The sequence below is a fragment of the Sulfitobacter sp. 1A13368 genome (assembly GCF_043557275.1).
In the GTDB taxonomy this organism is placed as follows: domain Bacteria; phylum Pseudomonadota; class Alphaproteobacteria; order Rhodobacterales; family Rhodobacteraceae; genus Sulfitobacter; species Sulfitobacter faviae.
Genome location: NZ_JBIFFR010000002.1, coordinates 679627 through 692252 on the forward strand (window position 1 = coordinate 679627; position 12626 = coordinate 692252).

13 protein-coding genes and 1 tRNA gene are annotated in these 12626 nt (G+C 62.5%); 3 read left to right on the forward strand and 11 right to left on the reverse strand.

What is annotated here, in order from left to right; all coding sequences use genetic code 11:
• Nucleotides 1–69: 69 nt before the first annotated feature.
• Genes ACGYK4_RS06920 through ACGYK4_RS06930 form a run of 3 tightly spaced genes read left to right on the forward strand, consistent with a single transcriptional unit; the run spans nt 70 to nt 2416 of the window.
• On the forward strand, nt 70–366 hold the full coding sequence (locus ACGYK4_RS06920; RefSeq protein ID WP_394430061.1) for a virulence factor: 297 nt from the start codon (nt 70–72) through the stop codon (nt 364–366).
• A gap of 30 nt (nt 367–396) precedes the next feature.
• The gene (locus ACGYK4_RS06925) at nt 397–1326 is read left to right on the forward strand and encodes a methylenetetrahydrofolate reductase (protein WP_394455737.1); all 930 of its coding nucleotides are present in this window, start codon (nt 397–399) and stop codon (nt 1324–1326) included.
• Between the two features lie 10 nt (nt 1327–1336).
• Nucleotides 1337–2416, forward strand: a complete 1080-nt coding sequence (locus ACGYK4_RS06930; RefSeq protein ID WP_271687328.1) for a methyltetrahydrofolate cobalamin methyltransferase — start codon at nt 1337–1339, stop codon at nt 2414–2416.
• A gap of 99 nt (nt 2417–2515) precedes the next feature.
• Here the strand turns inward: ACGYK4_RS06930 and ACGYK4_RS06935 are convergent, their stop codons facing one another.
• From ACGYK4_RS06935 to ACGYK4_RS06985, 11 genes are all read right to left on the reverse strand, one after another.
• On the reverse strand, nt 2516–3310 hold the full coding sequence (locus ACGYK4_RS06935; protein ID WP_394455738.1) for an SDR family NAD(P)-dependent oxidoreductase: 795 nt from the start codon (nt 3308–3310) through the stop codon (nt 2516–2518).
• Between the two features lie 52 nt (nt 3311–3362).
• A complete protein-coding gene (locus ACGYK4_RS06940) occupies nt 3363–4358 on the reverse strand; it encodes a zinc-binding alcohol dehydrogenase family protein (RefSeq protein WP_394455740.1) in 996 nt (331 codons plus the stop codon).
• A 195-nt stretch (nt 4359–4553) separates the two neighbouring features.
• Nucleotides 4554–4630: transfer RNA gene (locus ACGYK4_RS06945), tRNA-Arg, on the reverse strand.
• 74 nt (nt 4631–4704) lie between these two features.
• Nucleotides 4705–5925, reverse strand: coding sequence for a cysteine desulfurase (locus tag ACGYK4_RS06950; protein ID WP_394455742.1), 1221 nt, complete (start codon nt 5923–5925; stop codon nt 4705–4707).
• Nucleotides 5926–5928: 3 nt separating this feature from the next.
• The gene (locus tag ACGYK4_RS06955) at nt 5929–6504 is read right to left on the reverse strand and encodes a YIP1 family protein (RefSeq protein ID WP_394455743.1); all 576 of its coding nucleotides are present in this window, start codon (nt 6502–6504) and stop codon (nt 5929–5931) included.
• A 1-nt stretch (nt 6505) separates the two neighbouring features.
• Nucleotides 6506–6988: a YIP1 family protein gene (locus tag ACGYK4_RS06960; protein ID WP_394455745.1), complete on the reverse strand. Its 483-nt coding sequence runs from the start codon at nt 6986–6988 to the stop codon at nt 6506–6508.
• Nucleotides 6988–8268, reverse strand: coding sequence for a Fe-S cluster assembly protein SufD (gene sufD, locus ACGYK4_RS06965; RefSeq protein ID WP_394455746.1), 1281 nt, complete (start codon nt 8266–8268; stop codon nt 6988–6990). Before sufD ends, ACGYK4_RS06960 begins: the two co-directional genes overlap by 1 nt.
• Nucleotides 8268–9023 carry a Fe-S cluster assembly ATPase SufC gene (sufC, locus tag ACGYK4_RS06970; protein WP_067262950.1) on the reverse strand — a complete coding sequence of 252 codons (756 nt, stop codon included), beginning with the start codon at nt 9021–9023 and terminating at the stop codon, nt 8268–8270. The genes sufD and sufC overlap by 1 nt, the downstream gene beginning before the upstream one ends.
• An 83-nt stretch (nt 9024–9106) precedes the next feature.
• Nucleotides 9107–9913 (reverse strand): polysaccharide pyruvyl transferase family protein, encoded by an 807-nt coding sequence (locus tag ACGYK4_RS06975; RefSeq protein WP_394455748.1) that lies wholly within the window; start codon nt 9911–9913, stop codon nt 9107–9109.
• Nucleotides 9913–11436, reverse strand: a complete 1524-nt coding sequence (gene sufB / locus ACGYK4_RS06980; protein WP_394455779.1) for a Fe-S cluster assembly protein SufB — start codon at nt 11434–11436, stop codon at nt 9913–9915. Before sufB ends, ACGYK4_RS06975 begins: the two co-directional genes overlap by 1 nt.
• A gap of 36 nt (nt 11437–11472) precedes the next feature.
• Complete coding sequence (locus ACGYK4_RS06985) at nt 11473–12573, reverse strand: cysteine desulfurase family protein (protein ID WP_394455750.1); 1101 nt, start codon at nt 12571–12573, stop codon at nt 11473–11475.
• Nucleotides 12574–12626 lie beyond the last annotated feature (53 nt).

Sequence of the window (12626 nt, forward strand, 5' to 3'; positions counted from 1 at the left end):
TTTGTCGAAAAACGGCCCTGTCCTGACCGCGACGCTCGTTAGACAGGTTTAAACCGGAGGAATCGTCCCATGCCCGCAGTCACCATCGTTTACTGGCGCGATATCCCTGCTCAGGTGATCGTCGGCAAGGGCCGTCGCGGGTCAAAACGCCCCCTGCCCGAACGCTTTGAACAGGCGATCGACCGCGCGGCGATGAAGGTGGGGGCCGCCGATACCGACGCCTATCTCGCGGAATGGCGCAAGGCAGCGCCTTTTGAGGTTGAGGGTGATCCCGACAGCATCGCCGATGCCGAAGCCGCCCGCATCGACGCGGAATACGACCGCGACCGGATTAAGCAACTGATTGACAACGACGGCTGGGCATAGCCTGCCAGCCCTATGATCAAGGACACGCTCATGGCACTTTTGAACTTCCGCAAAAAGGAAACACCGGCCCCACAGGCGCCGGTGGCCGAAGTCGAGGCGCTGTTGAAAGATTATTCTATCGAGGTGATGCCCCGCACCGCCGAAAAGGTCGAGGATTTCCGCGCCCTGCTGCCAGAGGGCACCCGTGTCTATATCGCCCATATCGACGGCACCCCGATCGAAGATATGGTCGCCACCGCCGCGCGGTTGAACGCGGATGGCTTCAAGGTCATGCCACATTTCCCGGCCCGCATCATCAAAGACCGCGCCACGCTGGCCGATTGGATCGCCCGCTATCAGGGCGAGGCCGATGTCCGCCAAGCGCTGCTGCTGGCGGGCGGTGTCACCACCCCGGCGGGGGATTTCAGCGACTCGATGCAGTTGATGGAAACGGGGCTGTTCGACAAGGCAGGCTTTACCCGCCTGCATGTCGCCGGCCACCCCGAGGGCAACCGCGATATCGACGCTGACGGGGGCCGCCTCAACGTCGATGCGGCGCTGAAATGGAAGAATGATTTCCAGATCCGCACCGATGCCGAAATGGCCATCGCCACGCAATTCGCCTTTGACGCGCAGCCGATTATCGAATGGGCTGACAGTCTTAAGGCCGCGGACATTACCCTGCCCATTCACATCGGCATTGCTGGCCCCGCCAAACTGCAAACGCTGATCAAATTCGCCATCGCCTGCGGTGTCGGCCCCTCGCTCAAGGTGCTGCAAAAGCGCGCGATGGATGTCACCAAGCTGCTGTTGCCCTATGAGCCGACAGATGTGATCAGCGAACTAGCCGCCCACAAAGCGGCCCACCCGGATTTCAACATCACCCATGTGCATCTTTTCCCGCTGGGCGGGATCAAAACCAGCGCCACATGGGTCCAAGAGAATGGCGGCGCCTCTGGGGTGCCCGCCGACGCAGCCTGAAGGAAGTTACATGACCAGAACCGTCATCGAATCCAAGACCAAGACCGCCGTCATCGGCTTTGACGAGCCGTTTTGCGTGATCGGAGAGCGGATCAACCCCACGGGCCGCAAGATCCTCAGCCAAGAGCTGGAGCAAGGCGATTTTTCGCGGGTCGAGGCGGATGCCATCGCGCAGGTCGCCGCCGGTGCCACGGTGCTCGACGTGAACTCGGGCGCGGTCTTCTCCAACAAAATGGCCGAAGACCCGCGCTATGCCGACAACAACTTTGTCGAGCCGATGCTGATGCCGGAGCTGATCAAGGTCGTGCAAAACGCCGTCGACGTGCCGATCTGCATCGACAGTTCGGTCCCCGGCGCGCTGGAGGCGGGGCTTGAGGCCTGCGAAGGCCGCCCGCTGCTGAACTCCGTCACCGGAGAGGAAGAGCGGCTCGAAGTCGTCCTGCCGCTGGTCAAGAAATACAACGTGCCCGTCGTGGCGATCTCCAATGACGACACAGGGATCTCCGAGGACCCGGATGTCCGCTTTGCCGTGGCGAAAAAGATCGTCGAACGCGCCGCCGATTTTGGCATTCCCGCCCATGATATCGTCGTCGACCCGCTGGTCATGCCGATTGGCGCCATGGCGACGGCGGGGCATCAGGTCTTTACCCTCGTCCGCCGTCTGCGCGAGGAATTGGGCGTGAACACCACCTGCGGCGCCTCCAACATCTCCTTTGGGCTGCCCAACCGCCACGGCATCAACAATGCCTTCCTGCCCATGGCGATGGGTGCGGGCATGACGAGTGCGATCATGAACCCGGTGGCCGTGCCACTGAACGCCACCAAAATCGCCGAAAAGCGGGCCGAGATTACCGCCGCGGGGATCATCCTGCCCGAAGACATGGATGATGAGACCTTTGCGACGCTCTTCAACCTAGGCTCGACCAAACCCCGCCCGGGCAAGGAGATGGAGGCCATTCGCGCCGCCAACTTCCTCTTTGACCGTGACCCTCACGGCAGCGCTTGGATCGAGTTCAACAAAAGCGCGCCCAAAGCGGGTCAAGAAGGCCGCGGTCGCGCGGGCCGCTCAGGTGGGCGCCGCCGCCGCTGATGCTGCCTGATAAGATCTAAAAGCCCCGCCAGCATCGCTCGGCGGGGCTTTTTCTTTTCCATGCGGGCGGGCGGAAGTCCGAGATGACGCTTTCCGGCGCTACTCCGCCCGGTTCCCGCTCACCAATTCTTGGATCGCGGCCATGACGGCGGCCACATGATCGGGGTCTTTTGCCGCGCTATGCGGCTCATTGAACCCGCCCATGTCATTGTCGAAATAGGCACCGGAGGCCCCTGCAAACTCATCCGAAAGGGCTGCTCGGGCAAGGATGTCGGCCCCGATGCTCAGGTCGTTCCCGGCGACGCCAAAGCCTTCCTTCACCATCTTCGACGCCAAGAGAGAGCCGGGGTTCACCGCGATGAAGAGCGGCCCGTCCTGATGGGCGCGGGCCATCTCTTGGGTCCAGATCGTGATCGCCAATTTGCTCTGCGCATAGGCCGCCATATCGTCAAGCGTCACCTCGCCCCTAAGCGCGGCTACCTCCACCGGCGCCTGCGCGGCGGAGGAGAGGTTCACCACCCTGCCCGCTTTGGGAAGCACCGGCAGCAACAGTTGAACCAGCAGATAGGGCGCCAGCGTGTTGACCACGAAACGCGCGTCCAACCCTGCCTCGGTGCGCGGCTCGGGCAGTTTCAGGACACCGGCATTGTTGATCACCACGTCGATCTGGCTGTGATCAATGCGCAGCGCCTCTGCCAGCGTCACGACCTCTTCCAGCCGCGACAGGTCCGCGCGGTAGGTCTGGGGATTACCCCCCACCTCCGCCGCAGCAGCGCTGAGTTTCTCCGCACTGCGCCCGTGCAGCAAAACACTATGCCCCTGCGCGCTGAGCTTTTTGGCGGTCAACAGACCGATACCGTCGGTCGCGCCGGTGATGAGGATCGTCTTGGTCATCTGTCTCTCCTTACTGGGTCTCTGCGAGGGGATCGGAGGCGGTTCTGCGCGATCACCACTCGCCCAGAACCTGCTTGCCGATCACCCGCCCACTTTCCTGACGCTCATGGGCCGCGCGAAGGTTTTCCACATTTATCACGCCCGCATGTTCCGTCACGGTAGAGCGCAAAATGCCTGCGTCGATCATCTGCGACACCCGGTTCAACAGGTCGCGCTGCGCAGTCATGTCCTCGGTCTGGAACATCGAGCGTGTGAACATGAACTCCCAATGCACGCTTAGGGCTTTCGGTTTCGCCGCTTTCATATCCAGCGTCTCAGGGTCGTCGATCAGCGCGATCTGCCCGCGCGGCGCGATGGCTTGGATGATGGCGGGCCAATGCGTATCGGTGGCCGTCAGCGCAGCGACATAGCTTGGCGTGAGGTCGAGCTCGGCAAGCTGCGCCACCAGATCGCCCCGGTGATCCACCACATGATCCGCCCCCATCTTGCGCACCCAATCTTGGGTCTCTGGCCGCGAGGCGGTCGCGATCACGGTCAAACCGGTCAGGACCTTCGCCAGTTGAATAAGGATCGACCCCACGCCCCCGGCGCCGCCGATGACCAATATCGCCTCCCCTTCGCCAGCGCTCTCGGCCAGCCGGAAGGAATCGAACAGCATCTCCCAAGCCGTGATCGCGGTCAGCGGCAGCCCGGCGGCCTCAACGAAATCAAGGGTTTCAGGCTTTCGCCCGACGATCCGGGAATCGACCCTGTGGAAGGCGGCATTGGTCCCCGCGCGGGTCACGTCCCCGGCATAGAACACCTCATCACCCACCGCGAAATCGCTAACCTCTGCGCCCAGTTCCGCCACCACGCCCGCGGCGTCAAAGCCCAATACCTTCGGACCACCCTCAGGCCCCGAAAGCGCGCGCAGCTTCACATCCACCGGATTGACCGAGATGCCCTTCACCTCCACCAAAAGGTCACGTGGTCGGGGGGCGGGACGCTCAATTTCGAGCATCTCAAAAACCTCTGCCGGGCCGGTGGTGTTATAGCCGATGGCTTTCATTTCGTTTGTCCTTCTGCAGGAATTTCACTGTTGGGCAGAAGGTATCAGCTTGCTGGGCTATATAAACTAAGACAGATGCGGATAGAGTTTTTAGATACGGAATATAATCCAAACGCTTGGCGAGCCCACGGCAAAGCCTCTCTCGAGCGAAGGCATAGACCCCAACGCGACAAACGACATTCATATGGAGAAAAATGGCGGACCCTAGAGGATTCGAACCTCTGGCCTCTGCCTTCGGAGGGCAGCGCTCTATCCAGCTGAGCTAAGGGTCCACTGAGGTGCGGTATAGCCAGAGCGCGCCGCCCCTGCAATGGGAAATCCGGGGGCAAGGGCGGCGAAATTCACCTTAGGCGAAAAGATCATGCGCCAATTCGAGGGCGTCGACCAATGTGTCGACCTCGGCCCGAGTGTTATACATGCCAAAGGACGCGCGGCAGGTGGCCGAAACGCCGAGATGCGTCATCAAGGGGGCTGCGCAATGATGCCCAGCCCGGACGGCCACGCCTTTCTTGTCGAGCACGGTCGAGATGTCATGCGCATGGGCGGCGCCGTCCAGTGTGAAGCTGAAGATCGCCGCTTTGTTTGGCGTCGTGCCTTGCAGGTTGAGCCAATTCAAACCGCCGAGCCGCGAGACCGCATAGTCGCGCAGATCGTCCTCATGGGCGGCGATATTCTCCATCCCCAGATCCATCATAAACTCCAGCGCCACGCCCAAGCCGATGGTGCCGACGATTCCGGGGGTCCCGGCTTCGAACATCATTGGCGGATCGTTGTAGCTCACCGCGTCCTTGCTGACTTCCCGGATCATGTCACCGCCGCCGATGAAGGGGCGCATTTCGGCCATGCGCTCGGACTTGATATAGATCGCGCCCGAACCGGAGGGGCCATAGAGTTTATGTCCCGTGACGGCATAGAAATCACAGCCGAGGTCCTGCACGTCAACCGGCATATGGACCGCCGCCTGCGAGCCATCGACCAAGACCGGAACGCCCTTCTCATGGGCGGCTTCGGTGATGGCTTTCACATCAACTTTCGTGCCCAAGACGTTGGAAAGGTGCGATATTGCAACCAGCTTGGTCTTCGGCCCGATGGCGTCGATTACCGCCTGTGGGTCAAGCGCGCCGGTGGCGTCCACATCGACCCATTTCAGCACCACGCCCTGCCGTTCGCGCAGGAAATGCCACGGCACGATATTGGCGTGATGCTCCATCACCGACAGGACGATCTCATCGCCCGCCTGCATGCGCGGCATGGCCCAACCATAGGCCACGGTGTTGATCCCCATGGTCGCCCCGGTGTTGAGCACAATCTCATCTTCCGACCCGGCGTTGAGGAAGCGCGCCACGGTGCCGCGCACGCTTTCATATTTGTCGGTCGCTAGATTAGAAAGATAGTGCAAACCTCTGTGAACGTTAGAATATTCATTCGCATAGGCTTGGGTAATCGCGTCGATCACCACCTGCGGCTTCTGGGCCGAAGCGCCATTGTCAAGGTAGACCAGCGGCTTGCCGTTCACCTCGCGGCCAAGGATCGGAAACTGCACCCGGACGGCTTCAACGTCGAACATGACTTAAACTCCCTGGGCGGTCAGCCCGATCAAAGACAGCAGAAGGCCCAACCCCAGCAAGACCCCAAGCGCGGCCCCCGCGAGCACTGCAGCGGCGTGGAACAGCCCCGGCAGATGCAAGAGTTCGGCCACGAAATTCAAAAGGATCCAAAGACCCCAAAAGGTAACGACGAAAGAGGCCAGCAGCGCCACCGGCGGCAGGGCCAAGGTCAGCAACAAGATTCCCAGTTGCGCGCAGAGGCGAAGCGCCTGAAGCCACACGACGGCAGCCAAAAGCGGCGTCAACGCGCCCTGCCCGCCTAGTGCCCGGCCAACCCAAGTCAGCGCATGCACATAGAGCACCATCAACCCGGCCAGCAGCGCGAAGAGCACCAGCGGCGATTGGAAATAGCTCGGCAGCGCCATGGCGGGCGGCGCGATCACGAAGGTGGCCGAGATGACGAGCGCGTTCAGCGCGGCCACCAAGGCAAGCGACGTCCAGATGACATCATTGCCCAAGGGCAACTCCGCAATCTGGCGCGCTGCCGCGCGGGGGCTGCGCAGGGTGGTCTGCGCAAGCTGGATCAGGGCGCCGCTCATCTCAGCCCCGCTGCGCGGCGACAAGGCCCGCGATCCAGAACCAAAAGAACACGGCCAACCAGATCACCCCGACAATCTGTGCCTGTAGGCCCGGCCCGATGAACCCAAGCGCGAGGCCCAGCAACAAAAGGATCGGTGCAGAGGCAAGGAGCGACCAAACCAAGGTCAGCCGCACCGCATAACCGCTGAGCCGTTGCCCCGCGAGACGGCTGATCCCCCAGACCATCGCGGCCAAGCCATAGAGCAGCAAGGGCATCACGAAGATCCAGAAAAACGCGCTCCAATACTGGCGCACCGCAAGCGGCCCGTCCGGATCGAGATGCGCTGCGCGGGCTTGATACGGCGACAGGGCCACGAAGATCAGCAGCCCCGCCATCAGCGCGAACATGAGCACGCGCACCTCGTTGCGTCCCTGCGCAAGCAGCCCCGACATCACTTTGCCGGGGCCGCGGTAGGTCGCAACGATATCGCTGGTGACAGCCATCAGGCGCTACGACGCTCCAACCACGAGCTGAGACGCCCGGTGATTTCTTCGCGCAGTTCCTCGGCCTCGATCTCCTCCACCGCTTCGGCAAGGAAGGCCAGCGTCAGCAGGTCGGTCGCCTCGGCATAGGACACACCGCGGGCGCGGAGGTAGAACAGTGCCTCCTCGTCGATCGCGCCGGAAGTGGAGCCATGCGAACAGGCCACGTCGTCGGCGTAGATCTCAAGCTCGGGCTTGGCGAGGAACTGGCTGTCGCCGTCCAGCAGCAGCGACTGGCTGATCTGGTAGCCATCGGTCTTCTGCGCGCCTTCCTTGACGAGGATCTTGCCTTGGAACACGCCTGTCGCACCGTTGCGCAGCACCTTCTTGAATACCTGACGGCTTTCGCAGTTCTCGGCATCATGGGTGATGAAAACCGTGTCGTCATGGTGGAAATCACCATCGCCGACGCAGGCGCCCGCGACATGAGCCGAGGCATCGTCGCCAGTGAGTTCGATCACGCATTCGTTGCGCGTCAGCGCGCCGTTCACGGTGACGGTGAAGCTCTTGAACAGCGACTCGGTGCCCAAACGGGTAAAGACATGGGTCGCGGCACGGCGCTCGTGGTCGCGGCCCTGTGCGCGCACATGGTGGAAGCGCGCAGTGTCGGCCACCTCAACCTCCATCACGGTGTTGAAGCGCGCCGCGGCGGGGCCGTTCTCCAAAAGCGTGACTTCGGCACCTTTGTCGAGCTTCACCACATGGTGCAACATCGCGTCAGAAGTCTCTGATTTATGGGTATAAACCAGATTGATTGGCTTGCTCGGCGTGCCGGTCACATGGATCAAGACGCCATCGGTCGCAAAGGCGGTGTTCAGCGCGGCGAGCGGGCGCTGCACCGGGGTCTGGCCGTTCTTCTCCAGCGTCCCGTAAAGATCGCGCGCCCAGTGCAGGTCGCTGTCCGCCGCGGCCAGCCGTTCGATGCTGACGCCTTCGAGCGTGAGATCATCCGAGGCGTCGGCGTCGAACACGCCATCGACGAAGACGATACGCAGACGCTCGGTGCCGTCGAACAACGGCGCATCGCCGTGATCAAAGATCGCAGCGGGCTGCGCCTCGGCCTGGGTCAGCGTGTCGGGGCGGGTGAACTTCCAATATTCATCGCGGCGCTGCGGCAGGCCCATGGCGCGCACCCGCGCCAGCGCATCCTCGCGCGCCGCACGGCTCCAGCCACCCTGCGGCATGTCGAGCGCTGCGATCATCGCCTCGGTCGGGGTTTCTTTCAGTTGTGCTTCGGCCATTATGCCACCTCGGCAAGGATGTCTGCGTAACCGTTGTTCTCGACTTCGAGCGCGAGCTCAGGACCACCGGTCTTGATGATGCGGCCATCGTGCATGATGTGCACAACGTCGGGTTTGATGTGGTCCAGAAGACGCTGGTAGTGCGTGATAACGAGGAAACCACGGCCCTCGGTGCGCAGGGCATTCACGCCTTCGGCCACCAGCTTCATCGCGTCCACGTCGAGGCCCGAGTCGGTCTCGTCGAGGATGCACATCTTGGGCTCTAGCATCGCCATCTGCAGGATTTCGTTGCGCTTTTTCTCACCGCCGGAGAAGCCCATGTTCACGGGGCGCTTCAGCATCTCTGCGTCGATCTTGAGGTCCTTCGCCTTGGCGCGGATTTCCTTAAGGAAGTCCGCAGCCGAGATTTCCTCTTCGCCGCGCGCCTTGCGCTGTGCGTTCACGGCGGTGCGCAGGAAGGTCATGTTGCCGACGCCGGGGATTTCCACCGGGTACTGGAAGGCAAGGAAGAGGCCCGCCGCGGCGCGCTCTTCGGGTTCCAGTTCGAGGATGTCTTCGCCTTCGAGTGTGGCGGAGCCTTCGGTGACCTCGTAGCCGTCCTTGCCCGAGAGCACATAGCTCAGCGTAGACTTGCCCGAGCCGTTCGGCCCCATGATCGCGTGCACCTTGCCGGCCTCGACTTCCAGATCGACGCCCTTGAGGATCTGCTTGTCCTCTTCTTCCAGTTTCACCTGCAGGTTCTTGATGCTCAGCATTTCGGTCTCCTTCTGGCGCGCCTTGCGCCGCAATTCATGCTATTTCAGTGTTGTCTCAGGGGCTTGCCCCTGCGTGTTAAAGTTCATGCCGCCCCCTGACGGGCGCAGAGCGCGGCGGGAAAGCTGTCTTTCAGCGCGGCGCGGCAGGCAGTGATGCCGTCCTGATAGGTCAGCGGCGCGTCTGGTTTGGGCGCTGCCGGTATCTCGGCCAAGGCAATCGGCGCGCGCATGTCGCGCCCCACGGCGGCGGCGTAGTCGTGGAACTTCAGCCGCCCCTGCCCCTCGGGCGTCACCCAAGTATTGGCCACGCCGTAAGCATCCGCCGTGATCAACCCGTGCAGCGACGAGGCAAAGACATGGGCACAGGCGGCGATGCCGGCGCAAACCTGCTCCACCGGGTCGCGCGGGTCGATCAGCACATAGGCGCTGTCGGAGGCTACGAGGTCCAGCAGGCCGGGATCGTCCGCCAGCGTGTGATGCGGCACGATACCGATCTTGTTGCCGCGCGGTGCGTCGCTGGGCAGAACCTCGTTCACCAAAAGCCCCGGATCACCAAAGGCATCGGTCTCGATCCCGAGAAGCGCCGCCGTCACCGGCCCGCGCAGCAGCGCGATTTCGATGTTCTTCAGGAAGGCACGACCCCCGGCGGGACGCAACAACCCGCTGCCCCAGATCACCGGCTTGGCTCCTGCACGCGGCGTGTCGTAGTTCCGCCGCACGATCTGCAAAAGCGAGCCGAGACCAAAGACATCCGCCTCATCCACAGACGCATGCTCCACCCGCCGCCCCGAGACATGGCTCAGGATCAGCGGGCTCAGCGCATCGCCGAAGTTCGGCTGCGCCTTCCACCAATGCAGGCGGAGAGGAGTATGCGCCGCATCAAGGCTCATTAGCCGACAGAGCCTTCCAGCGAGATCGCCACGAGCGCCTGCGCTTCCATGGCGAACTCCATCGGCAGCGCCTGCAGCACGTCCTTGCAGAAACCGTTCACCACCAGCGCCACGGCCTCTTCCTCGTCCATGCCGCGCGAGCGGCAATAGAACATCTGGTCGTCGTCCACCTTGGAGGTGGTCGCCTCGTGCTCAACGCGGCTCGAGTTGTTCTTCACCTCGATATAGGGCACCGTATGGGCCCCGCATTCCGAGCCGATCAACAGGCTGTCGCACTGGGTATAGTTGCGCGATTCCTTGGCCTTGGGGTGCATGGACACCAACCCGCGGTAGGTGTTCTGCGCCTTGCCGGCCGAGATGCCCTTGGAGACGATCCGCGACTTGGTGCGCTTGCCGAGGTGCACCATCTTGGTGCCGGTGTCGGCCTGCTGCATGTTGTTGGCGATGGCGATGGAGTAGAACTCGCCTTGGCTGTCGTCGCCACGCAGGATGCAGGACGGGTATTTCCAAGTCACGGCAGAGCCGGTCTCGACCTGCGTCCACATCACCTTGGCGCGGTCGCCACGGCAATCGGCGCGCTTGGTCACGAAGTTGTAGATACCGCCCTTGCCGTCCTCGTCACCGGGATACCAGTTCTGAACGGTGGAGTATTTCACTTCCGCGTCTTCCTCGACGATGATCTCGACCACGGCGGCGTGCAACTGGCTCTCGTCGCGCTGCGGTGCCGTACAGCCTTCAAGGTAGCTGACGTAAGAGCCCTTGTCGGCGATGATCAGCGTCCGCTCGAACTGGCCGGTGTTCTCGGCGTTGATGCGGAAATAGGTCGACAGTTCCATCGGGCAGCGCACGCCCGGCGGGACATAGACGAAGGAGCCGTCGGAGAAGACGGCGGAGTTCAGCGTGGCGTAGAAGTTGTCCGACACCGGCACGACCGAGCCGAGGTACTTCTTCACCAGATCAGGGTATTCGCGGATCGCCTCGGAAATCGAGCAGAAGATCACGCCGGCCTTCTTCAACTCTTCCTGGAAGGTTGTGCCGACGGAAACGGAATCGAACACCGCGTCCACTGCCACCTTGCGGCCCTCGGCAGGCGCATCCTCGGCGCCTTCGACGCCAGCAAGGATCATTTGCTCCTTCAGCGGGATGCCGAGCTTTTCATAGGTCGCCAGCAGTTTCGGATCGACCTCGTCGAGCGACTTGGGCTTCTCGGCCATGCTTTTGGGGCGGGCGTAATAATACTGCTCCTGAAAGTCGATTTCAGGATAATCCACCATCGCCCAATCCGGCTCTTCCTTGCTGAGCCAACGGTTGTAAGCCTCAAGCCGCCATTCGGTCATCCACTCAGGCTCGTCGTTCTTCTCCGAGATCAGCTTCACGATGTCGGGCGTCAGCCCTTTGGGCGCGTATTCCATCTCGATGTCGGTGGACCAGCCGTATTTGTACTTGCCGCCGACTTCGCGCACGGCATCCACGGTTTCCTGGTCAACGCCTTCCTTGACGCCATCATTCTCTTTCAGGGTCATATTTTCCAAGGTTTCAGTTCCTTTCCGTGGCGGCGCTCAGGCGGCCCGCGTTTCGTGCTTTTTCAATTTGGCGGTCCAGCTCGTGGCGAACCGCAGGATATCTTCCCGGGTGGTGTCGAGGCCCAGCGACACCCGGATCGCGCTGGCGGCCTGTGTTTCATCAAAGCCCATGGCGCGCAATACGGCACTGGCACGCACCTTGCCGCTGGAACAGGCCGACCCCGCCGAAATGGCAAAACCGGCAAGGTCCATCTGCATCACTTGGGTCTCGCCCTTCCAGCCGGGCGTGATGATACAAGAGGTGTTGGGCAGGCGCTGAGCGCCTTTCCCTACAAAAATAGTCAGACTTGCGGCATCCGCAAGGGTCGCTTCCAGCAAATCACGCTGTTCTGCCACCTCTTCCCAACGCCCCGCAGCCAGATCGGCCGCCGCGGCCTCAGCCGCCGCGCCGAACCCTGCAATGGCGGGGATATTCTCGGTCCCCGAACGGCGGCCCATCTCCTGCCCGCCGCCGCGCAGCAGCGCATGTTCGGCCAGATCAATGCCGCGTTTGACGATCAATGCGCCGATCCCCTTGGGCCCGCCCAGCTTATGCGCCGAGACAAGGATGAAATCCGCGCCCGAAGTCGCCATCTTGAACCGGGTTTTGCCAAGCGCCTGCACCGCATCGACCAACACATAGGGCGTGCTCTCCATTGCCCAACATTGCTGCGCCAAAGGCATGGTCTGCTGCAACACACCCGTCTCGCTGTTCGCGGCCTGTAGGGCCACCACATCGCCCCCCGCCGCGGCGGTCAGGTCACCATCCCAAACACCCTGTGCGTCGACACCCAAACGCGCCGCCTGCCCCCAAGACAGAACCGCGTCATGTTCCACCGCTGAGGTCACAACCCGCGCCCCCATCGCAGCCGCAAGCGCCGCCGCCTCGGTCGCCCCGGAGGTAAAAATCACATCGACCGGATCACAGCCCACAAGCCCCGCCACCTGCACCCGCGCGCGCTCGACCACGGCCTTGGCCGCACGCCCCTCGGCATGGACCGAAGATGGGTTGCCGGGCAGGTCCATCGCCGCGATCATCGCCGCGCGCGCCTCCGCCCGCAGCGGCGTGGTCGCGTTATGGTCAAGATAGACCCGCATCCTTCATCCTTTTCCAAATACCGCGGGGGTCCGGGGGCAGCGCCCCCGAAATC